This window comes from Pseudoalteromonas tetraodonis, assembly GCF_002310835.1.
Taxonomy (GTDB): Bacteria; Pseudomonadota; Gammaproteobacteria; order Enterobacterales; family Alteromonadaceae; genus Pseudoalteromonas; species Pseudoalteromonas tetraodonis.
In genome coordinates this window covers 223,861-247,613 of record NZ_CP011041.1, presented here as the reverse complement: position 1 = coordinate 247,613, position 23,753 = coordinate 223,861, and the positions used below count along the sequence as shown (strand labels likewise).

18 protein-coding genes and 1 tRNA gene are annotated in these 23,753 nt (G+C 42.0%); 9 read left to right on the top strand and 10 right to left on the bottom strand.

Annotation, left to right across the window (positions count from 1 at the left end):
• Positions 1 to 100: 100 nt before the first annotated feature.
• The 8 genes from rpoB to PTET_RS01145 all read right to left on the bottom strand — a co-directional run bounded on the left by rpoB (position 101) and on the right by PTET_RS01145 (position 8,149).
• Positions 101 to 4,126 carry a DNA-directed RNA polymerase subunit beta gene (rpoB, locus tag PTET_RS01180; RefSeq protein ID WP_024602214.1) on the bottom strand — a complete coding sequence of 1,342 codons (4,026 nt, stop codon included), beginning with the start codon at positions 4,124 to 4,126 and terminating at the stop codon, positions 101 to 103.
• A 269-nt stretch (positions 4,127 to 4,395) separates the two neighbouring features.
• Positions 4,396 to 4,758, bottom strand: coding sequence for a 50S ribosomal protein L7/L12 (rplL, locus tag PTET_RS01175; protein ID WP_013463847.1), 363 nt, complete (start codon positions 4,756 to 4,758; stop codon positions 4,396 to 4,398).
• Positions 4,759 to 4,832: 74 nt separating this feature from the next.
• On the bottom strand, positions 4,833 to 5,327 hold the full coding sequence (gene rplJ / locus PTET_RS01170; RefSeq protein WP_013463846.1) for a 50S ribosomal protein L10: 495 nt from the start codon (positions 5,325 to 5,327) through the stop codon (positions 4,833 to 4,835).
• A gap of 320 nt (positions 5,328 to 5,647) precedes the next feature.
• Entirely contained in the window at positions 5,648 to 6,352 is a 705-nt protein-coding gene (gene rplA / locus PTET_RS01165; RefSeq protein WP_013463845.1) for a 50S ribosomal protein L1, read from the bottom strand.
• A 4-nt stretch (positions 6,353 to 6,356) separates the two neighbouring features.
• Positions 6,357 to 6,785 (bottom strand): 50S ribosomal protein L11, encoded by a 429-nt coding sequence (gene rplK, locus PTET_RS01160; protein ID WP_008108462.1) that lies wholly within the window; start codon positions 6,783 to 6,785, stop codon positions 6,357 to 6,359.
• Between the two features lie 217 nt (positions 6,786 to 7,002).
• Entirely contained in the window at positions 7,003 to 7,560 is a 558-nt protein-coding gene (gene nusG, locus PTET_RS01155; protein WP_013463844.1) for a transcription termination/antitermination protein NusG, read from the bottom strand.
• A 4-nt stretch (positions 7,561 to 7,564) separates the two neighbouring features.
• Entirely contained in the window at positions 7,565 to 7,942 is a 378-nt protein-coding gene (secE, locus tag PTET_RS01150) for a preprotein translocase subunit SecE (protein ID WP_013463843.1), read from the bottom strand.
• Between the two features lie 130 nt (positions 7,943 to 8,072).
• A tRNA-Trp gene (locus PTET_RS01145) sits at positions 8,073 to 8,149 on the bottom strand.
• Positions 8,150 to 8,314: 165 nt separating this feature from the next.
• Here PTET_RS01145 and PTET_RS01140 point away from each other — a divergent pair.
• Both PTET_RS01140 and PTET_RS01135 read left to right on the top strand, forming a co-directional pair.
• Entirely contained in the window at positions 8,315 to 12,304 is a 3,990-nt protein-coding gene (locus tag PTET_RS01140; protein ID WP_013463842.1) for a hybrid sensor histidine kinase/response regulator transcription factor, read from the top strand.
• 133 nt (positions 12,305 to 12,437) lie between these two features.
• Positions 12,438 to 13,568, top strand: coding sequence for a CsgG/HfaB family protein (locus PTET_RS01135; RefSeq protein WP_013463841.1), 1,131 nt, complete (start codon positions 12,438 to 12,440; stop codon positions 13,566 to 13,568).
• Between the two features lie 56 nt (positions 13,569 to 13,624).
• Here PTET_RS01135 and PTET_RS01130 read toward each other — a convergent pair whose 3' ends face one another.
• Both PTET_RS01130 and deoC read right to left on the bottom strand, forming a co-directional pair.
• The gene (locus PTET_RS01130; protein WP_013463840.1) at positions 13,625 to 14,125 is read right to left on the bottom strand and encodes a hypothetical protein; all 501 of its coding nucleotides are present in this window, start codon (positions 14,123 to 14,125) and stop codon (positions 13,625 to 13,627) included.
• The gene (deoC, locus tag PTET_RS01125; RefSeq protein ID WP_013463839.1) at positions 14,109 to 14,861 is read right to left on the bottom strand and encodes a deoxyribose-phosphate aldolase; all 753 of its coding nucleotides are present in this window, start codon (positions 14,859 to 14,861) and stop codon (positions 14,109 to 14,111) included. The genes PTET_RS01130 and deoC overlap by 17 nt, the downstream gene beginning before the upstream one ends.
• A 264-nt stretch (positions 14,862 to 15,125) precedes the next feature.
• Between deoC and cysG the strand changes: the two genes are divergently transcribed.
• The 7 genes from cysG to PTET_RS01090 all read left to right on the top strand — a co-directional run bounded on the left by cysG (position 15,126) and on the right by PTET_RS01090 (position 23,749).
• Positions 15,126 to 16,547 (top strand): siroheme synthase CysG, encoded by a 1,422-nt coding sequence (cysG, locus tag PTET_RS01120; protein ID WP_016900055.1) that lies wholly within the window; start codon positions 15,126 to 15,128, stop codon positions 16,545 to 16,547.
• Positions 16,548 to 16,590: 43 nt separating this feature from the next.
• Positions 16,591 to 17,490: a sulfate adenylyltransferase subunit CysD gene (gene cysD, locus PTET_RS01115; RefSeq protein WP_013463837.1), complete on the top strand. Its 900-nt coding sequence runs from the start codon at positions 16,591 to 16,593 to the stop codon at positions 17,488 to 17,490.
• The gene (gene cysN / locus PTET_RS01110; protein ID WP_013463836.1) at positions 17,490 to 18,914 is read left to right on the top strand and encodes a sulfate adenylyltransferase subunit CysN; all 1,425 of its coding nucleotides are present in this window, start codon (positions 17,490 to 17,492) and stop codon (positions 18,912 to 18,914) included. The genes cysD and cysN overlap by 1 nt, the downstream gene beginning before the upstream one ends.
• A gap of 34 nt (positions 18,915 to 18,948) precedes the next feature.
• Positions 18,949 to 20,673 carry an SLC13 family permease gene (locus PTET_RS01105; RefSeq protein ID WP_013463835.1) on the top strand — a complete coding sequence of 575 codons (1,725 nt, stop codon included), beginning with the start codon at positions 18,949 to 18,951 and terminating at the stop codon, positions 20,671 to 20,673.
• A gap of 33 nt (positions 20,674 to 20,706) precedes the next feature.
• Complete coding sequence (gene cysC, locus PTET_RS01100) at positions 20,707 to 21,300, top strand: adenylyl-sulfate kinase (protein ID WP_013463834.1); 594 nt, start codon at positions 20,707 to 20,709, stop codon at positions 21,298 to 21,300.
• A 9-nt stretch (positions 21,301 to 21,309) separates the two neighbouring features.
• Entirely contained in the window at positions 21,310 to 22,080 is a 771-nt protein-coding gene (cysQ, locus tag PTET_RS01095) for a 3'(2'),5'-bisphosphate nucleotidase CysQ (RefSeq protein ID WP_096038091.1), read from the top strand.
• A 397-nt stretch (positions 22,081 to 22,477) separates the two neighbouring features.
• On the top strand, positions 22,478 to 23,749 hold the full coding sequence (locus PTET_RS01090; RefSeq protein ID WP_013463832.1) for an aromatic amino acid transport family protein: 1,272 nt from the start codon (positions 22,478 to 22,480) through the stop codon (positions 23,747 to 23,749).
• Positions 23,750 to 23,753 lie beyond the last annotated feature (4 nt).

Genomic DNA, 23,753 nt, shown 5'->3' with positions numbered 1-23,753 from the left:
GCTCTCCTGTCGGAGTTAATCTTGAGGACGGATGTTCTCGTCCCTACATTCTATTCAGCCATAACAGATGCTGCAGCGCTAACTGCAGCATCTAATTGGCTTAATTTTCTTCCAACTCGATGTTGATACCCAGTGAGCGGATTTCTTTCAACAATACGTTGAACGATTCTGGCATACCTGGTTCCATTTTATGGTTACCATCAACGATGTTTTTATACATCTTAGTACGACCGTTCACGTCATCCGATTTCACTGTTAGCATTTCTTGTAGCGTGTAAGCAGCACCGTAAGCTTCAAGTGCCCATACTTCCATCTCACCAAAACGCTGGCCACCGAACTGTGCTTTACCACCCAGCGGCTGCTGAGTAACAAGGCTGTAAGAACCAGTAGAACGTGCGTGCATCTTATCGTCAACCAAGTGGTTAAGTTTAAGCATGTACATGTAACCTACAGTTACTTGACGTTCAAACTGATCGCCAGTACGGCCATCATAAAGTGTAACCTGACCACTTCTAGGGTAGCCGCCTAGCTCTAGCATGTCTTTGATTTCGCTTTCTTTCGCGCCATCAAATGCAGGAGTAGCAATCGGTAAACCACCTTTCAAGTTTTCAGCTAAACGACGAATTTCGTCATCAGAGAAACTAGCAATATCCACAACCTGACGAGACTCACCGATCTCATAAGCTTGTTTAATGAATTCGCGTAGCTCATGAAGCTCGCGTTGCTCTTTCATCATTTCTTCTAAGCGCTCACCAATACCACGTGCAGCTAGACCCATATGTGTTTCAAGGATCTGACCGATGTTCATACGTGATGGTACACCTAGTGGATTTAGTACGATATCTACCGTACGACCTTTGTCATCGTATGGCATATCTTCTACTGGTACGATAGTCGAGATAACACCTTTGTTACCGTGACGACCCGCCATTTTATCACCCGGTTGGATACGACGTTTAACAGCTAGGTATACTTTAACAATCTTAAGTACGCCTGGTGCTAAGTCATCACCTTGGGTAATTTTACGACGTTTGTTTTCAAACTTCTTATCGTATTCAGCTTTAAGCTCATCGTACTGTGCAGCTAGTTGCTCAAGTTCAGCTTGCTTGTCTTCTTCAGCAAGGCTTTGAGTTAGTAACTTTTCAGCATTCAGTGACGCTAAGTTGTCTTCATCGAAACCAGCTGCCACAAGTAACTTGCGTGCACGGTCTAAAACACCGGCTTCTAGAATACGGAACTCTTCGTTGAAGTCTTTTTTCGCTTCGCGAAGCTGCATGTCTTCAACTTCTAACGCACGTTTATCTTTTTCAACACCATCACGAGTGAAAACTTGTACGTCGATTACAGTACCAGTTACAGAGTTAGGTACACGTAAAGAGCTGTCTTTAACATCAGACGCTTTTTCACCGAAGATAGCACGTAGTAGCTTTTCTTCTGGTGTTAATTGCGTTTCGCCTTTCGGAGTCACTTTACCTACTAGGATATCGCCGCCTTTAACTTCAGCACCAATATATACAACACCTGATTCATCAAGCTTGCCTAGTGCAGATTCACCCACGTTCGGGATATCTGCTGTGATCTCTTCTGAGCCTAATTTAGTATCACGGGCAATACACTGTAGTTCTTGAATATGAATAGTCGTTAGACGATCTTCTTCAACTACGCGCTCTGATAGTAAGATTGAATCCTCGAAGTTGTAACCGTTCCATGGCATGAATGCCACGCGAAGGTTTTGACCAAGGGCTAAGTCACCTAAGTCAGTCGAAGGACCATCTGCTAACACATCGCCACGAGTAACCGGTTCACCAACCATGCATGTTGGTTTTTGGTTAATACATGTATTTTGGTTAGAACGTGTGTACTTGGTTAAGTTGTAGATGTCGATGCCCGCTTCACCAGGAATGCGTTCTTCTTCATGTACATTAACAACGATGCGACTTGCGTCGGCATACATTACTTCACCACCACGTTTTGCAACAATCGTTACACCAGAGTCTTTCGCTAGTGTTAACTCAATACCAGTACCTACTAACGGTTTGTCCGCTTTCAATGTTGGTACTGCTTGACGTTGCATGTTTGAACCCATCAATGCACGGTTAGCATCATCGTGTTCTAGGAACGGGATAAGTGCGGCCGCTACAGAGATCACCTGTTGTGGTGATACATCCATATATTGTTGGTCCATGCGACCCATAAAGGTTGATTCACCTTTGTGACGACATGGAATAAGTTCATCTACAAACTCATTGGTTTCAGTTAAGTTTGAGTTCGCCTGTGCGATAACAAACTGACCTTCTTCAATGGCTGATAGGTAATCAACTTCATCAGTTACTACACCGTCTACCACTTTGCGGTAAGGTGTTTCTAAGAAACCGTAGTCATTGGTACGTGCATACGTAGACAATGAGTTAATTAGACCGATGTTTGGACCCTCAGGAGTCTCGATTGGACATACACGACCGTAGTGAGTTACGTGAACGTCACGTACTTCAAAGCCAGCACGCTCACGAGTTAGACCGCCCGGACCTAATGCAGAAATACGACGCTTGTGCGTTACTTCTGATAGCGGGTTATTTTGGTCCATAAACTGTGATAACTGAGACGAGCCGAAGAACTCTTTAACTGCTGCCGAAATAGGCTTAGCGTTAATAAGATCTTGTGGCATGATCGCGTCTAAGTCACCTAAGCTTAAGCGCTCACGTACAGCACGTTCTACACGTACTAAACCTACACGGAATTGGTTCTCAGCCATTTCGCCAACACTACGTATACGACGGTTGCCTAAGTGGTCTATATCATCAACATCGCCAACACCGTTACGAATAGCAATCAATACTTTCATAACTGCTACGATGTCTTCTTTGCTTAATGTGCCAGGGCCTGTGTCTGAATCGTAACCAACACGGCTATTGAACTTCATACGACCTACTGTTGATAAGTCATAGCGTTCTTCTGAGAAGAATAAGTTCTCAAATAAGGCTTCAGCCGCGTCTTTCGTCGGTGGCTCGCCTGGGCGCATCATGCGATAAATTTCTACTAGTGCTTCTAAACGGTTGCTTGACGAGTCAATGTTTAATGTATTTGACATGTAAGCGCCGCTGTCCACTTCATTGATATATAATGTATCAATAGTAGTGTGACCTGCTTTAACCAATTCAGCCATCATTTCAAGCGTTAGCTCGTCATTTGCAGTCGCGATGATTTCACCTGTTGACTCATCAACATAGTTCTTCGCTAATACACGGCCAATGATGTACTCATGTGGTACTTCTAATTGATTAATGCCTTTTTTCTCGATGCTCTTGATGTGGCGAGCCGTAACACGACGACCGCTTTCAACAAGGACTTCACCGTCTTCGCTCTTGATATCAAAAGCGGCAGTTTCACCACGTAAACGTGAAGGTACAAGTTCCATAAGAACTTTACCGTCAGCAATTTCAAACGCAGTAGTATCGAAGAAGATATCTAGGATTTCTTCACTCGTGTACTCAAGTGCACGTAAGATGATAGACGCCGGTAATTTACGACGACGGTCAATACGTACATATAAGTTATCTTTTGCATCAAATTCGAAGTCTAACCATGAACCACGGTAAGGAATTACGCGTGCGTTATAAAGCACTTTACCTGACGAGTGAGTTTTACCGCGGTCGTTATCAAAGAATACACCAGGGCTACGGTGTAGCTGAGAAACGATAACACGCTCTGTACCATTGATTACAAAAGTACCGGTATCGGTCATGAGCGGAATTTCGCCCATGTAAACTTCTTGCTCTTTAATGTCTTTAACTGTGCCTGGAGCTTCTTTGTCCATTACTACAAGACGCAGTTTCACGCGAAGTGGAGCAGAATAAGTCACACCGCGAATTTGACATTCTTTTACATCGAATACTGGCTCACCAATACGATAACTTACGTATTGAAGCTCAGAATTTCCCGAGTAGCTTTTAATTGGGAACACAGAACGGAAGGCAGCTTCCAAACCATGATCGCCATCAGCGTCCGGGACTAAGAATTTTTTAAACGATTCTAACTGCGTCGACAGTAAGAAAGGTATATCCAAAACTTGTGGACGTTTACCAAAATCCTTACGGATACGTTTCTTTTCAGAATAAGAGTAAGCCATGGGGTTCCTCAGCTTGCTGATCTTTGACCCGACCTGTTCTAGTAAGAACAGACTTAACTGGCATCTATGCCAAGATGTACAACATTTAACTGTTGTTCCAACTTAATCCCACCTCAACACTAGCAAACTATAAAGCGTTGAAATTAAAGAATAAATCAGATTTTATTTGCGCTATAAGAATAGTCGCTCTATAGCGCAAAAAGGCCGGTGATTAAATAATCACCAGCCCTTGCCTGATTTCTCAGGCAGCGAACCTAGCAAAAGCTAGATTACTTAACCTCAACTTCAGCACCAGCTTCAGTAAGTTCTTTAGCAAGAGCTTCAGCTTCTTCCTTAGAAATACCTTCTTTAACTGGAGTTGGAGCAGCTTCAACAAGTGCTTTAGCTTCTTTTAAGCCAAGACCAGTTGCGCCACGAACAGCTTTGATTGCCGCAACTTTATTAGCGCCAGCGCCAGTAAGGATTACGTCAAATTCTGTTTTCTCTTCAGCAGCTTCAGCAGCAGGACCTGCTACCATAGCAGCTGCAGCAGTTACGCCGAATTTTTCTTCCATTGCTTCAACTAGAGCAACAACGTCCATTACTGACATTTCAGCAATTGCGTCAAGGATTTGGTCTTTAGTTACAGACATTACAAATTTCCTAATAATTAACGGACTCTAAGGTCCAAATAAATTTACACCGAAAGGGATTAAACAACTTAAAATTAAGCAGCTTGCTCTTCTTTCTGTACACGTACTGCTTCAATTGTTTTACACAATTTGCCAGCAGACGCTTCTTTCATAGCGCTCATTAAGCGTGCAACAGCTTCGTCGTATGTAGGTAGAGTTGCAAGCATAGCTGCGTCTACTACATTACCTTCAAAAGCGGCCATCTTAAGTTCGAAATGCTCATTCTTTTTCGCGAAATCTGAGAAGATACGCGCAGCAGCACCTGGGTGCTCTGATGAGAAAGCGATTAAGCTTGGACCAACTAATGAGTCAGAAAGGCACTCAAACTCTGTACCTTCAAAAGCACGTTTTGCTAAAGTGTTACGGACAACTTTCATCCAAACACCATTTGCACGAGCTTCTTTACGAAGGGCAGTGATTGCACCAACTGTTACACCACGAGAATCTGCAACAACTGCAGAAAGAGCACCATTGGCTGCTTCGTTGACTTCAGCAACAATTGCTTTTTTGCCTTGAAGATTTAAAGCCATGGGTGTTACTCCTGGTTTAATGGGTTACCGTTTATCGGCTTCCCTGTTTTACTCTTCCCCATCAATAAAGATGGAGATGCTTTTTACGGCGAGAGCCAGAAGATTAGGAAAAATCTATCTGGGGATTCACACCGTCTACGTAGGTAATATTAAGGCCGAAGCCGCCTACGGTCTTGGACGGAAGCCCAATTTATCGCGTTGCCCAAAGGCGCTTCGAAATTATGGACTTCAACCCGAATTCTTTACTTTGCGATTAACTAAATTAATCAACAAAATGGCGCAAAATTATAGTACAAATTTCACGCCATGTAAACACTCAATTAAGCAACAACTGTGCTTAAAGTGCTTTGGTCAACAGAAACACCTGCGCCCATTGTTGTAGAGATAGTTACTTTCTTCAAGTAAACACCTTTAGCTTGAGAAGGTTTAGCCTTCTTAAGCGCAACAATTAGAGCTTCAAGGTTTTGTTGTAACTGCTCAGCAGTGAAATCAACCTTACCAATCGTAGTATGGATGATACCATTTTTGTCATTGCGGTAACGCACTTGACCTGCTTTCGCATTTTTAACTGCTTCTGCAACGTTAGGTGTTACAGTACCAGTTTTAGGGTTTGGCATTAGACCACGTGGGCCTAAGATTTGACCTAGTTGACCAACAACACGCATAGCGTCTGGTGATGCAACAACAACGTCAAAATTCATCTCGCCTTTCTTAACTAGTTCAGCAAGATCTTCCATGCCTACTAATTCAGCACCGGCTTCTTTTGCAGCTTCTGCATTAGCGCCTTGAGTGAATACAGCAACACGAACGTCACGACCAGTACCGTTAGGTAGTACAGTCGCACCACGAACGTTTTGATCAGATTTACGAGCATCGATACCAAGGTTAACAGCAACGTCAACACTTTCTACGAATTTAGCTGTCGCTAATTCTTTTAAAAGAGCAACTGCTTCGTTAATTTCGTAATCTTTAGTTACTTCCACTTTTTCGCGGATAGTACGCATACGTTTAGTTAATTTAGCCATTATCTTAGTCCTCTACGTTCAAGCCCATCGCACGCGCAGAACCTGCGATAGTGCGAACCGCAGCTTCTAAATCAGAAGCTGTAAGGTCTGGTTTCTTTGTCTCAACGATTTCTTCAAGTTGAGCACGAGTTACTGTGCCTACTTTTTCAGTGTTAGGACGGCCTGAACCAGATTTGATACCTGCAGCTTTCTTAAGTAAGTAAGCAGCCGGTGGCGTTTTCATGTCGAACGTAAATGAACGGTCGCCGTAAACAGAGATCACTACAGGAACTGGAGCGCCTTTTTCGATAGATTCTGTACGTGCGTTGAACGCTTTACAGAATTCCATGATGTTTACACCGTGTTGACCTAGTGCTGGACCTACTGGAGGACTAGGGTTAGCCATACCAGCAGCAACTTGTAGCTTGATTAGAGCTTCAACTTTCTTAGCCATTATAAATACCTCATTAGGTGGGTCTTAGCCTTGTGCGCGCGAGGACGCGTACTCTAGCGGCTTCCCAGTTTAAAAATTGGTTTCTCACTTTTTAGTAAACAGTTAAACAAACGTTTTCCCTGAATACAAAAAGGCCGCTGATTATAAGTTAATCAGCGGCCTTTTTCAAGCTTCGTGCCAAAAATTAAGAAACTTTTAACACAACGCTTTAAATCAATTACTTATCTTGTTCAACTTGACCAAACTCAAGTTCAACTGGCGTAGAACGACCAAAAATAAGTACCGATACTTTTACGCGGCTCTTTTCGTAGTCAACTTCTTCAACCACACCACTAAAGTCAGCAAATGGACCATCAGTAACACGAACCACTTCACCTGGTTCAAATAATGTTGCTGGTTTAGGCGCTTCAGCGTTTTCTTGTAGGCGATTAAGAATGCGATCAGCTTCTTTAGAACTAATGGGTGCAGGACGGTCTGATGTGCCACCAATAAAGCCCATAACACGTTCAGTGCTATTTACTAAGTGCCAGCTTGCATCGTTCATATCCATTTGTACTAGTACGTAACCTGGGAAGAATTTACGCTCAGACTTACGCTTTTGACCAGCACGCATCTCAACTACTTCTTCAGTAGGAACTAATACTTCACCAAAGCTATCTTCTAGGCCTTTGATTTTAATGTGCTCTAATAATGTTTGAGCAACACGCTTCTCATAACCTGAGAAAGCTTGTACTACGTACCAACGTAGTTTCTTTTCGTTATTCTCATCCGACATGGGATCAGATCTCCAATCCAGTTAAAAAGCCTACAGCGCGGAATAAAATGCCATCTAATCCCCAAAGGATAAGTGCCATAATCACTGTTGCAACCATTACGATTAATGTCGTGTGCGTTGTTTCTTGACGCGTTGGCCAAATTACTTTGCGTACTTCAATACGCGCTTCTTTAGCAAAAGCAAGGAATGTACGTCCCTTAAAAGTTTGCGAAGCAATAGCTAAACCCGCCGCTATTGCAACCACAACGCCAATAGCACGTAGTAATACAGACTGATCTGCAAACATATGATTACCAACGACTGCGCCTGCAAGTAGCGCAATTGCTACTAACCACTTTACTGACTCCATCCCACTTGATGGTGTTTCTATATTCGTGCTCATAATATTATTACCTTAACTACAGACACAACAACCCTGCACGTCGACAGGGTTAATCCATTAAAATCTAAACTTAAAAACAAGCTTACTCAAACCGATTTTTAGTTCTAGACTTTATTCACTTTGTAAAAATTGGCAGGGGCGGAGAGATTCGAACTCCCAACCGTCGGTTTTGGAGACCGCTGTTCTACCAATTGGAACTACGCCCCTGCAAAGTGGATGCCTATTATACTTACGCAATTCATTAACACAAGAGTAAAAAGATACCCATAACTTAAAATCTCATTGGCCACACTCAAAATCAAACTTAACATTAATAAAAAAGCAGTTTATGATTGTTTCACTTTTAGGAATATTAATAGCACAAGGAAGCGGGTGCATTTACTTCATACACTTTACAAAATCGTGATTCTAAGCGTTTTATGCTTATTTCACAGTGCACTCGTCGCGCGCCCTATTCACTTAGATACATACTCTAGTGAACAGGGGTTATCGCAAAATTCGATTACTTGCAGTATCACTGACAAGCAAGGGTTTCACTGGTTTTCGACACAAGGCGGTCTTAATCGCTTTGATGGTTATGAGTTTAAACGCTTCAAGTCTCACCCTACTGAGGCTAGTATTTCAGGAAACTGGGTCACCGATTGTCTTGCTGCCGATCAACATGCTATTTGGTTTTCTACCGCCAGTAATGGTTTAAATTTACTTGATACTCAAACCGGCCAATTTAAGGTTTTTAATACGCACACTGAGTTGGCTATTACTGATAACCGCATTTGGTCATTAGCTTCAGATAGCCTAAATAATATTTGGTTAGGTCATGAGCATGGAAAGTTAACGCGTCTAAATATAGTCAAGAATGAAGTAGAGTCGTTTAGCTATACTAGCCCCGAGCAAGCTAATACAGTCATACAAGATATTGTTATAGATACACAACAAAATGTCTGGTTAGCAACCAACGAAGGATTAATTAAGTTTAACCCAAAGCATAAAACCTTTAATCACATTGCGGGAAGTCATAAAAATTTATGGCGGCTGCAATTAAATGCACAAGGGCAGCTATTAGTAGCAAGCAAACAAGGGCTTAGCCTATTTAACCCTAAAACAGAGGCTTTTCTAGAGTTTGCTCAGTTTGCAGGTGTATGGATCACCGATATCTTAGTTGACGACACCGATACCTTGTGGCTAACAAGTTATGGTAAAGGTTTATTTTACAAAACAGAGCAAAGTACATCTAAAAATAATTTTCAGCACATACCGCACAATAAGCAGCAACTAAATGGGCTTGCTAATGATTACCTATTGTCACTTTATCAAGATCGGTTCGGTATCATTTGGATTGGTACAGATGGCTATGGGTTACAACGTTATGATAAAAAGCACAATCAATTTTCGCATCAACAGCACTTGAGCGATGATGACAATACCATTAGTCATAATTTTGTTCGCGCTCTACTCAAAGATACACAAGGCCAATTATGGGTTGGTACTCGTGACGGTTTAAACAAACAAACCGACACAGGTTTTAAGCACTATAAAGTTAACTCAAAATTACAAAGCGGCCTAACCAATAATAATGTCTTTAGCCTGCATGAAGATAACAAGCAGCGACTTTGGATTGGCACTTATGGCGGCGGATTACTGCAATATAAACCAACTGAAGATAATTTTATTACCTATACAATGCAAAGCCATCAGCTTAGCAGCGATCGTGTTTATGCGATAACGAGCGATCCTAAAGGAAATTTATGGCTAGGTAGCAATCAAGGTTTAACACGCTTTAATCCCGACACCTTAGAGGTTCAACATTACAAGCACGACGACTCGACTAATAGTCTTGCTAACAACACCGTATTTACTTTGCTTTTTGATCACAATGCGAACGGATTATGGGTCGGGACGCGTGCAGGTTTAGATTATCTAAGCATAGAAGATGAATCATTTACTCATTACCCCGCCAATCAGGCATCGCAAACTGGTTTAAGCCATAATATGGTTACTTCTTTGCACCTACAAAATAACGATACTTTATGGGTGGGTACCTTTGGTGGTTTAAACCGCCTTGATAAAAAAACACAAAAAATCTCTTACATTACCGAACATGATGGATTACTAAACGATAATATTTTTGCCATTAAAGATGATAGTAAAGGCTACTTATGGCTAAGCAGTAACCAAGGGCTCACTCGCTATAATCCTACGAATCAAGCTATGCAGCATTTTTTACCTCGTGACGGCGTGCAGCATAATTCGTTTATTTTAGGTGCTGCTTTTCAAGCACCTGATGGCGAGCTATTTTTTGGCGGAATCAATGGCTTTAATCAGTTTTACCCTAGTAAACTGCAACTGAGTACTTCAGCCCCAACCCCAGTATTAACTGAGCTATTAATTTACAACCAAGCAAGCGAAACAAAAAACTACTTAAAAGATAAAAAACAGCCCGCAAAACTAATAAACCATACTAAAAAACTCTCTTTTCCAACCAGCCAAGGGGTCATTGGCTTTAAATATGCCGCCATTAATAACGCTTCATCGGCTAATCAATACCAGTATGCTTACAAGCTAAATGGTTTAGATAAGCAATTTATCCATACCGATGCAAGCCAACGACAAGTTAACTATTCACAGCTAAGTGCAGGTAACTATCAATTACAATTAAAAGTAAAAGATCAATACGGGCAATGGAGCAAAGTTCACACTATGCTAAAGCTGACAGTAACGCCTCCTTGGTGGCAAACGCAATTAGCCTATGCGGCTTATTTTATAATAGTTTTGATTATTACATGGTTAATTTTAGCGTCACGCTATCGAGCTAAAACCGCAGAGCAACTCATTCAACAAGAAAGAAAGCTCAATCAACTAAAGACCCAATTTTTAGATAACATTAGTCATGAACTTAAAACGCCATTGAGCTTAATTTTAGCGCCAGTAGAAAACTTACAACAGCAACAACTTGGTGCTCAAGCACAACAACAAGTTTCTATAATTAAGCGCAACGGGCACCGCCTTCTTAATTTAATCAATGAGTTATTACAGTTAAGTCAGCGTCCAAGTTCGGCTACAGAGTATGTATCCGCTTATTCTTTAAGCCCTTTTATAGCGCAAATAGTAGACGACTTTGCTATTTTGTTTGCCCAAAAAAATATTAATTTTTCCTTTAACGACACGACGCAACAGCCTAGTTACATAAATTTAGAAACTAAACATACTTTATCTATTATTGATAATTTATTGACCAATGCACTTAAATACACCCCATCAGATGGAACCGTTAATCTAACGCTTTCTAACACAAACAATAATGTTGTTATAACGGTATCTGATACTGGTATTGGTATTGAAGAGCACCAGCAAGCGCTTATTTTTGAACGCTTTACTCGTATTGCAACACACAACCAAACAGGCAGTGGTATAGGTCTCGCTCTGGTTAAGCAACTTGTAGAGCAATACGACGGGCAAATTTCATTAGCCAGTAAAATAAACAAAGGAAGTTGTTTTACAGTCACGTTGCCATTGTGTGAATCAGATAACTTATTAACGGATAAACAACTAGCGTCCTCTCAAACTATGCTGGTAGAAAACAACAAAAAACTACTCATTGTTGAAGATAACGAGGAAATGCGTGAGTTACTGGTTTCATTATTTAGTGATAACTACACCTGCCTCACCGCTAATAATGGAGAAGAAGGGCTAGTGCTGTGCCAAACTCAAATGCCCGATATAGTGCTCAGTGATGTAATGATGCCTACGATGGATGGATATCAACTTCTCAGTGCCATTCGCTCAGATATCTCTATTAATCATATCCCTGTTTTATTACTCTCTGCCAAAGCAGACAGTCGCAGTCGAATAAAGGGGCTTGATTTGCTGGCCGATGACTACCTGTGTAAACCCTTTGAAGCATCATTATTAAAAAGTCGGGTTCATGGCTTATTAGGCATTCGTGATGCGTTAAATAAGCACCTAATAAAACAGTTATCAGCCCAAGCACATGCTGTGACCTTAGATGCACAAATAGAGCAGAATAAAGATTACACGTTTACAGAACGCTTAAAAACAATCTTGCGTGAAAATTACCAAAATGAACTGTTTAGCGTGGAAGAGTTTGCCAGTGCAATGTGTTTGAGCCCTCGTGCACTGCAATTAAAAATGAAAGCACTTTTTGACATTACACCCAGCGATTACATTCGCAATACCCGCTTAGAATATGCAGCAAAATTATTAACTGATAGCGACTTAACCATAGGTTTAGTTGCAGATAACACCGGCTTTAGTTCTCAAAGTTACTTTGCCCGTTGCTTCAAAGCCAAATATTCACTTACACCAAAACAATACAGAGAAGCACAAACATGTAAAAGTAATTAGCTTCGCGTGTGTACTCAAAGCTTTCGCCTGAGTACTATTTTTAAGCTACTGATTTATTTAAATTAACCTTAATTAGCCATTGCTAAAAAAATAACTACAAATGTAATTAAGCACATAAATTAAGGAAAATCCTATGCTCTCATCCATACAAAAAACGCTACTAGCTACAGCATTAATAACCAGCTTAAGCGCATGCCAAAGCACCTCAACAAACGTTACTTCAAATCAAAACTCGCCTGACATTAATGAAGTAAGCAAACAGCAATACAATGGCCCTAAAGCACGTATCGCCGTGGCACGTTTCACTGATAAGTCGAATAACTCAAGGTGGTGGCGAAAAGAAATTGGTGAAGGTATGGCAGATCAACTTACCACCGCCCTTGTTGGCACTAATCGCTTTATTGTATTGGAGCGCCAAGCACTAGACGCTGTACTTTCAGAGCAAGATTTAGCTGTATCAGGCAGAGTGAGTGCACAATCCGGTGCTGCGTATGGCGAAATTGAAGGCGCTGAGATTGTCGTCGTTGCAGCGGTTACTGAATTTGATGATGACAGTTCAGGGGCAAGTGTTGGTTCAGGCGGCTTTATTGGTGATGTGTTTAGTTCTGTTTCAGCTGGCTTTTCTGGATCGCATATGGCTATTGACTTACGCTTAATTGATACGCGCACTTCACGTATTCTGGCCGCTACTAGCGTTGAGGGTGGTAGCAAAGATTTTGATTTTACCAGCGCAGCGACTAACTTTGGTGGCGCACTCGTTGGAGGAAGCCTTAGTGGTTGGTCAGACACTCCAAAAGAAAAGGCACTACGAGAAGTAATAATTAAAGCCGTTGAATTTTTAGAAACTAAAATTCCAGATACCTACTATCGTTATAACCAAAACAACACGCTTGCAGCAGGCTATACAGCGCCACCGCCGCCAAAAGTAACTAGTAAAAAAGCAGCACCTGCTGCCGTCGCTGTCGATGTGCCGAATCATAGAATGCCACATTACGAAAAAATGGATTTGGCTATGTCTCGTATGAACTTGGTTTGCTTAGGGTATTTAAAAAACCAACCTAATTATGAAGAGTTTGAAACTGAAGACGTTAAGTACGACCGTCAAACTGTATTAGCACTGCGCGAGTATCAACAAGAGAAGAGCTTGAAAGTAACGGGCCTTGCCGATGAAACAACAAAGAAATCTTTAGATGACTCAAAATGTTTAGCAAAAACTCAACAGTCAGGGCTAGAAAGCTTAGGCAACATGTTTAAGTTTAACTAATCAGCACCTTTGATTTTTAATTAAGCAATAAAAAAGCGGCTACTCTATAGCCGCTTTTAATCTACTCGTAATAACTCACCGCGATAAAAATCACACAGTAACCATATTTGTTCAAATTGATGGGTATTTGGAAAACATACTTTTTTGACTGCCGCTTCAAAGTCGCTCTTATGCCAAATAGTACTAGCGTTACGAATTAACAACCACGTACGCTTTGAATAATAACGCTTAGTCGCTTTTTGTTTTAATAAGCGCTCCAACGCTGATTGCAACCGGTGTTCGCTTGGTTGTTGCGCCATGTCGGCTAAATCACGCTGCATTTGTATCGACAGTGGCCGGCCTAACACGGCCATGGCTTCCGTTTCACTGGCGTATAAATGCGCCACCTCTATATCGAGTTGCTGATTTTCTTGATAACAGCTTACATCGGGTCTATTTGGTTCATTATGCCAAATATGGCGCATATGAATTCCCGTTTGCTGTTCATAACATCGCAAAAACAACTTGGCCGCATCGTGCTCTAATTGTTGTTTTTCGGCATCACTGCTGCGCTTCATTCAACACCTTATAAACGTCATTTAACAGCGATGAAGCGCCAAACCTAAATGTATCTGGTGCTAAATAATCATGCCCCATAATCTCGGTTGCTAGTTGCAAATAAGCATTTGCATCTACTGCAGTATTGACTCCACCAGCAGCCTTAAAACCAACTCGCTTTGATGACTTTTTGATGGCTTTAAGCATTATTTCAGTCGCTTCAAGCGTGGCATTTACCGCTACTTTTCCTGTACTGGTTTTTACAAAATCAGCTCCGCCTTGGATGGCAAGTTCGGTTGCTTGAGTAATAAATGCTGCCGTTTTTAGCTCGCCAGTTTCAATGATCACTTTGAGCTTAGCACGGCTGCCACATACCTTTTTACTCTCACTCACGTATTCCAGCACGGTATCTGCTTCACCTTTTAAAAGCGCTTTATAAGGAATAACTAGGTCAATTTCATCGGCCCCCCGCTCTATGGCTATCAGGGTTTCATTGAGTACTTCATTGAGTGGCGCATCACCAGAGGGAAAGTTAGTTACGGTGGCCACTTTTACATGGCTCAATAAGCGATTAGCAAGTGCTATTTTAGCGTCATCAACAAATTCACTAAACACACAAAGCGCAGCAGGCGTGCCTAGCTTAGGGTTTATACTGTTTACTAATGCGTTAATACTGGCTTGACTATCATCAGTGTTTAAACTGGTTAAGTCCATTAAGCTAACGGCTAGCGTGGCGTTTTGAGTATTGTTTGTCATTTTATGCCTATGAAATTGTGTGACCTTAAACTATATAAGAGCATCATAGCTTAAACTTGCTATAGCTCATAACCAAACACTATAAGCGCGTTTTCTATACTAAATGTCACTCTACCCCTTACTAAATACGATTTAGACCTAAAAAACATGATTAATATAACTTTTAAGAATATCAACTAAGATTTAATTATTTTTTACTTATCAATAGCCACTATATTCTGCTTCTCAGTTAAACACTTTATTATTTTTTAGGGGCGTTATTCAGTGCAATATTTACCTATCTTTACCAAACTCGACAACAAACCCGTATTGGTTGTTGGCGGTGGAGAGGTTGCCTTGCGAAAATGCCGTGCGTTTTTAAAAGCACGTGCCGATGTAACGCTAGTTGCCCCTTGGTTTTGCGAAGAATTAAAAGAACATGCGCATAATAATGAAGTAACATTAATTGATGCCTATTTTGAAGAGTCGCATCTTGATGGCAAAATTTTGATTATTGCCGCCACCGACAACGATGAAGTAAACAACACCGTATTTGAACTCGCCAATGCGCGTAATGTGTTTGTGAACGTGGTGGATGATCAACCTAAATGTACCTTTATTTTCCCCTCTATTGTTGATCGCAACCCAATTACCATTGCGATTTCAAGTGCGGGTACCGCGCCGGTTTTAGCAAGACGTTTACGTGAAAAGCTCGAAACACTTATTCCCCAGCATATCGGCCCACTCGCTAACTTGGTCGGTGGCTTTCGCCATAAAGTAAAGCAACGCTTTAAACATTTTGCTGATCGTCGCCAATTTTGGGAAGGCGTGTTTGATTCATCAGTAGTAAGCAAAGTCCAAACCGGTGATACCCATGGCGCTGAGCAACAACTAGAGCAAATGCTAGATGCCAAAGTTGAACCAGAAGGCGAAGTATACGTAGTCGGTGCAGGCCCAGGCGATCCAGAGCTACTCACACTAAAAGCGCTGCAACTAATGCAACAAGCCGATGTGGTGGTATATGATTACTTGGTATCCGATGAGATCATGGAATTAGTGCGTCGCGATGCCGATTTAATCTGTGTGGGTAAGCGCTTAGGCGATCACAGCGTAGCTCAAGAAGATACAAATAAGATGTTGGTTGATTTAGCACAACAAGGTAAAAAAGTGTGCCGAATTAAAGGGGGCGACCCATTTATTTATGGCCGTGGTGGCGAAGAAGTCCAAGTACTGGCAGCCAATAACGTAAATTACCAAATAGTGCCAGGTATAACGGCAGCCGCGGGATGTAGTGCCTACGCAGGTATTCCTTTAACGCATCGCGACCATGCTCAGGCTATTCAGTTTGTTACCGGACACTGCAAAAAAGAAGGACAAGAACTTAATTGGCAGTCGCTTGCACAAAAAAACCAAACACTGGCTATTTATATGGGGGTAATTAAATCGCCGCATATTCAAGCCGAGCTATTAAAACATGGGCGAGCAGCAACAACACCAGTGGCCATAATTGAAAACGGCACACGCAAAAATCAACGTGTTGTCACAGGACAGTTAGACCAATTAGCACAGCTCATTGAGCAGCATCAAATTATTTCACCCGCTTTACTGATTATTGGTGAAGTAGCTTCGCTGCATCAAGAATTACACTGGTTTGGCGAAAAAGCACAGATCAGTAGCTTTGCTCAACCGCTGACAGACGTGGCGTAGTTTAACAGATTTTAATTTAATCATTTTAGTAGGACGACCAACAATGGCTTTAACTCACCTTCAGCAACTTGAAGCTGAAAGTATCAAAATCATGCGCGAAGTCGCCGCTGAGTTTGAGAACCCAGTTATGCTTTACTCAATCGGTAAAGACTCATCGGTACTTTTGCACTTAGCTCGTAAAGCATTTTACCCTGCAAAAATTCCGTTTCCGTTATTACACGTAGACACCAACTGGAAGTTTCGTGAAATGATTGAGTTTCGCGACCGTTTAGCCAAAGAGTATGGCTTTGATTTAATTGTACACAAAAACCCTGAAGGCATCGAAATGGGTGTAGGCCCATTCACCCATGGTTCGGGTAAACATACCGATATCATGAAAACTCAAGGCTTAAAGCAAGCGCTGAATAAGTACGGTTTTGATGCAGCATTTGGTGGCGCACGCCGTGATGAAGAAAAATCACGGGCTAAAGAGCGCGTGTATTCATTTCGTGATAAACACCATCGCTGGGATCCTAAAAACCAACGTCCTGAGCTTTGGAATACCTATAACAGCCAAGTGAATCCAGGTGAGAGTATTCGAGTATTCCCACTATCTAACTGGACTGAACTAGATATTTGGCAATACATTTATCAAGAAAATATCGAAATGGTGCCACTGTACCTTGCTAAAGAGCGCCCTGTAGTAGAACGCGACGGTACCTTAATCATGGTAGATGACGATCGCATGCCGCTTAATGAAGGTGAAGTACCGCAAATGAAGTCGGTTCGCTTTAGAACCTTAGGCTGTTATCCACTCACTGGCGCGGTTGAATCAACGGCAAGCAGCCTAACAGAAATTATTGAAGAAATGTTGCTATCGTCGTCATCTGAACGTGAAGGTCGGGTGATTGATCATGATTCAGCAGGCTCTATGGAGAAGAAAAAACGTGAGGGGTATTTCTAATGTCTAACCTAAATAACGATACATTTAACGAAGTAAAAGAAATTGGTATAGACGCTTACCTAGCACGTCAACAAGATAAAAGCTTATTACGTATGCTAACGTGTGGCAGTGTGGATGACGGTAAATCAACCCTAATTGGACGCCTACTGCACGATAGTCACCAAATTTATGAAGATCAGCTAGCTGCACTTCATAAAGATAACGAAAAAGTAGGTAATGCCGGTGAAGAACTTGATTTAGCATTGTTAGTTGATGGCCTACAAGCTGAGCGTGAGCAAGGCATAACAATTGACGTAGCGTACCGTTATTTCTCAACCGCTAAGCGTAAGTTTATTATTGCCGACACCCCTGGGCATGAGCAGTACACCCGTAACATGGTAACGGGTGCATCAACCAGTGATGTTGCCATTATTTTAGTGGATGCACGTTATGGTGTGCAGGTACAAACTAAGCGCCATAGCTTTATTTGTGACTCATTAGGCATTAAACAGTTTGTGGTTGCGGTTAACAAAATGGATATTGTTGATTTTGACGAAACCGTTTATGAAAAAATTAAAGCCGATTATTTAAAATTTGCCGAGCAACTTAACGTATCAAACATTAAGTTTGTGCCTATGTCGGCGCTCAAAGGCGATAATGTAGTAACTCGCTCTGCACACACTCCTTATTACACCGACAAACCATTGCTTGAGCTGTTAGAAGACTCTCCGGCAGCTGAAATCGACACTGGTTTTGAAGCGCGCCTTCCGGTGCAGTATGTGGTTCGCCCTAATTTAAACTTCCGTGGTTTTCAAGGCACGCTGACCTCAGGTAAATTACGCGTTGGCGATGAGATAAAAGTACTGCCTTCAGGTAAAACATCTAACATTAAAGAGATTGTGACTTTTGATGGCAACCTCGACACCGCCGAAGCAGGCCAAGCAATCACGGTTACTCTTAATACTGAAATAGATATTAGCCGAGGGGACGTTATTGTGCCTGCGAATTCGCAAGCTCAAGTAACCAACCAATTACAGGCTAAAATTGTGTGGATGCACGAATCGCCATTAGTACTAGGTAAAAGCTATAACCTAAAACTAGGCAGCAAAAACACCTCGGCCATGGTCACAAAAATAGACCACACTATTGATGTAAACACCCTAGAGCATGGCAGCGCAGATTCATTACAATTAAACGAAATTGCGATTGTGACACTCGAGCTCACCGAGACTATTTTAGCGGATCAGTACCATCACAATCATGAAACAGGTTCGTTTATTCTTATTGACCGTTTATCAAACTTAACGGTTGCAGCAGGAATGATAGAACAGGTACTACAACGTGAAGAAAATGCGGGTAAATTTAGCGACTTTGAAGTTGAGTTTAATGCCCTCGTACGCAAGCACTTTCCACATTGGCAAGCGCTTGATATTTCAAAGCTATAACGTTTAATAACCGCCTGTTAGGAATATTTAAAGCATGGTAGAACAGCTCATTTTAACAGGCATTATGTTGCTTTTAGTCGGGTGCCTATTTGGCACACGTATTAACCCTGCGTGGTTATTTGTCAGTGCCATAGGCACCAGCTACCTAACTGGGCTCATTGACTTAGAAAACATGCTGGTTAATTATACTAACCCATCATTAATTACCTTAGTGTTATTAATTTTAGTGTCGATAGCGATAGAAAAAACCACGCTTATTCAACGCTTAGCTAAATCGTTATCCAGTGGCAGTTTAGTTAAATCAGTGACCAAGCTTGGGCTTTCTACAGCGTTTTTGTCTTCCTTTACTAACAATACCGCGGTGGTTGCCTCCTTAATTACCGCCATAAAAGATAACCCAAACCACTCCCCTTCAAAGCTGTTGCTACCCTTGTCGTACACCGCAATTTTAGGCGGCACTATTACACTCATCGGTACCTCTACTAACTTAATCGTAAATGGCTTTGCAGTAGATGCGGGGATGGCGCCATTAGGCTTTTTTGATTTTACCTTAGTGGGTTTAGGCGCACTCAGTGTGGGCTTAATCACTATTTTAGTGATGCTAAAATGCCTGCCCGACAACGGTAAAAATAGCCAAGAGGTGGTGCCTTTTTATTTAGAAGGGAAAGTACAAACCGGCTCTAAACTAATAAACCGCACCGTAGAAGAAAACGGTTTACGCGATTTAAAAGACTTGTTTTTGGCTGAAATTATTCGCGATGGCAATCGCATTTGCGCCGTGACCCCCCAACATATTATTCAACAAGACGACATACTGCTGTTTGTAGGCGATATAAAGTCGGTACCTTTGCTCACTCGCTTTGACGGCTTAAAAGTGGTGCACGACAAACACGAAAAAGACATAGAACACCTCGTTGAAGTTGTCGTTAGTCAGTCGTCTAAATTAATTGGCAAAACGGTAAAAGAAGCCCGCTTTAGAGAGCAATTTCATGCGGCCGTTATTGCTATTCGCCGTGGTCATGATCGCTTACAAGGCGGGCTTGGGCAAGTGCGCTTACAAGCGGGTGACTCATTAATCCTCGCCCCTGGTAAAAGCTTTTATGACTTAACTAACTTAAAGCGCGAATTTGTGTATATTTCAGGGCTTGATTTACAAACCCACCTCGGTGCAAAACAATCAAACATTGTATTGTTAAGTTTTGCAGGTGTGCTGGGGTTAAGTATTTTAGGTGCAGTACCGCTGGTTAAAGGCTTATTAGTGTTACTTATTGGGCTGATGCTGTGTGGCACGATTAAGCTGAGCGAAATAAAACGCCGCTTTCCTATTGAGTTACTTGCCGTAGTAGGCAGTGCCATAGGTTTAGCTAAGCTGATGATAGGCACCGGCCTTGCTGGGCAAATATCAGACGCCATGTTTGTAGTGCTTGGCGACTTTGGCCCTTATGGCGCGTTTATCGCAATCTTTTTAATGACGGTGTTATTTACCGAATTGATCACTAATAACGCCGCAGCGGCACTGTCGTTTCCGGTTGCCTACTCATTGGCTATTGGCTTTAACGTAGAACCTTTGCCGTTTATTATGGCGGTTGCATTTGGTGCCTCAGCCAGCTTTATTTCACCTTTTGGTTATCAAACTAACTTAATGGTTTATAGCGCGGGTAACTACCGACTAAAAGACTATGTAATGATGGGGCTACCCCTTTCTATTATTTATTCAATTACCGTACTAACTATGATCCCGCTGGTATTTCCGTTTTAATGCCCGCGCTTATAGCATAAAGAGACACAGCAAATGGATAACAATATTGTTTGGCATAATTACGCCACCACTAAAGTACAGCGCAGCGAACAAAAAAAGCATAAGAGCGCTATTATATGGTTTACTGGTTTTTCTGGCTCAGGTAAAAGCACCGTTGCGAATGCTTTAGAAGCGGCACTCAATCAGCAAGGCGCGCACACGTACCTACTTGATGGCGACAATGTACGCCATGGTTTATGTAAAGATTTAGGCTTTAGCGATGCCGATCGCGTTGAAAATATCCGCCGCGTAGGCGAAACCGCCAAGCTAATGGTTGACGCTGGTTTGTTAGTCCTTACTGCGTTTATATCTCCTTTTAAAGCTGAGCGCGACATGGTTCGTGAATTAGTAGATGAGGGTGAATTTATCGAAGTCTTTATCGACACCCCTCTTGAGGTGTGCGAAAGCCGCGATCCAAAAGGCTTATATAAAAAGGCGCGCGCCGGTGAAATTAAACACTTTACTGGGATTGATTCAACTTACCAGCCGCCGGTTAATCCTGAAATAATTTTAGATACCAGTAAAAACACCCTAGACCAATCGGTAGCTCAGCTGATAACGTATCTAAAACATCAGCATATACTATAGGCCCATGTAATGAATCAGACTGAACTGCTAGAAGAAACCCTTATTCTCGCCCGCAAAGCGGGAAGCGCGATTATGGGTATTTACAATAAAGACTTTAACGTTGAGTACAAAGCCGATGAAAGCCCTGTAACCGACGCCGACTTAGCAGCTCATAAAATCATTAGCGCAGGACTAAAAGAGCTCACCCCCGATATTCCTGTGCTTAGTGAAGAAAGTGCCGATATTGGTTGGGATGTACGCCAAACATGGAAAAGCTACTGGCTGGTTGACCCAATCGATGGCACCAAAGAATTTATAAAAAAGAACGGCGAGTTTACCGTTAATATTGCCCTAATCGAAAATGGCAAACCGGTTTTAGCCGTGGTTGATGCCCCTGCACTGGGTGTATCTTATTTAGCCGCCGAAGCCATTGGTGCTTTTAAAGATAAAGGCGATGAGCGCATCGAGCTTAAAGTGACCACCAAGCCTAACAAAGGCATTATTCGTGTTGTAGGTAGCCGCTCGCATCCTTCCCCTGATTTAGCTGAATTTGTACAACGCTTTGATGAGGTTGAAATGGTGTCAAAAGGCAGCTCACTGAAACTGTGTTTAGTCGCCGAAGGCAGCGCCGACATATATCCGCGCTTAGGCCCAACTTGTGAATGGGATACCGGCGCAGGCCACGCCATCGCTGAAATAGCCGGCGCTAAAGTCACTCAACTTGATGGTAGCCCGCTTTTGTACAACACCAAAGATGAGTATTTGAATCCGTATTTTGTGGTTTCGGCACTCGAAGAATAAAGGTAGTTGAGCGTAAGTTGGGTTGAGCGAAGCGAAGCAAAACCCAACAAGCATCTTAAATTACGGGCTACGGGCTTAGAGTAGCGGACAGCTCAATAACAATTTATACACCGTAGGTTGGGTTGAGCGAGCCGAAACCCAACAAGTATTTACCACTTTAACAAATACATATAAATATTTTCCTCACACTCTTAACTCCAAAAGTGATGATTATTCACGCATTTCGCGGCATATTCCTGCACTAATTGCGCAGCTTTTAAACGCTGTTTCATATTCGTGACAGTCAGTAACTAATACGCTACAACAAATTTATATCCAAGACATAAAAACACATGAAATGAGTGCCTAAAAACTATATTCTTCGGCGCAATTATTATGATAAATAATGGATACACACATGACAACATCTCAAGGTGCAACGCCTTCAAGTGCACCAGCACAAAACGCACACACGTCTAAATCAAAATGGAACCTGCATGATACGCAGTGGACACTTAGTCTTTTTGGCACCGCAGTAGGTGCAGGTATTTTATTTTTACCGATTAACATTGGTATTGGTGGTTTTTGGCCGCTGATTATTATGGCGTGTTTAGCCTTTCCGATGACCTTTTTAGCCCACCGTGGCTTGGCGCGTTTTGTATTATCGTCAAAAAATAAAGAGGCTGATTTTACCGATGTGGTAGAAGAGCACTTTGGCGTAAATGCGGGTCGACTGATCTCCTTGTTATACTTTTTATCAATTTTTCCTATTTTGCTTATTTACGGTGTGGGTTTAACCAATACGGTAGACAGCTTTATGGTCAATCAGCTAGGGATGGAGTCGCCGTCACGCGTTGCTTTATCGGGTATTTTAGTTGCACTAATGATTGGCTTAATGATGGGCGGTGAACGCTTAATGCTGCGCGCATTTGCTATTTTAGTGTACCCGCTAGTGGGTATTTTATTCTTTTTGTCTTTGTATTTAATCCCAAGCTGGCAAATGCCCGATACAGCCTTGCCTGAGCTAGGTAGCTTTAGTAAAACACTTTGGTTATCGATTCCTATTATTGTATTTTCGTTTAGCCATGCAGCGGCTATTTCAAGCTTTGTTAATAAGCAACGCAGCCACTACGATGACCTAGCAACGTCTAAGTCAGAGGCGATTTTAAAGCGTACTAGTTTATTACTGATCACCTTTGTTTTGTTATTTGTGTTCTCATGCGTGTTATCGCTTACCGGTGACCAAATGGCTGAAGCAAAAGCGGCAAACGTCTCTGTTTTATCTTATTTAGCTAATATTACAGAAAACTCATTTATTGCAACGCTGGGGCCTTTGGTTGCCTTTATTGCGATTATGTCGTCGTTTTTAGGTCACTTTTTAGGGGCACGCGAAAGCTTTACTGGGTTAGTGACTAAACACTCAAGCATGAGCCCTAAAGTCGCTGACAAAGTGGGTGCGGTACTGATGTTTTTCGCTATTTGGTTCTGCGCGGTTAAAAACCCAAGCATACTAGATATGATGGATCAGTTATCGGGGCCAATCATTGCGATGATTTTATTCATTATGCCAATGATTGCAGTTTACAAAGTGCCTAGCTTACAAAAGTACCGTAATCGTTTAAGTACCTTATTTGTACTGGCTGTCGGTTCATTAGCAGTTTGTGCGTTACTGTACAGCATGCTTAGCTAAGCAG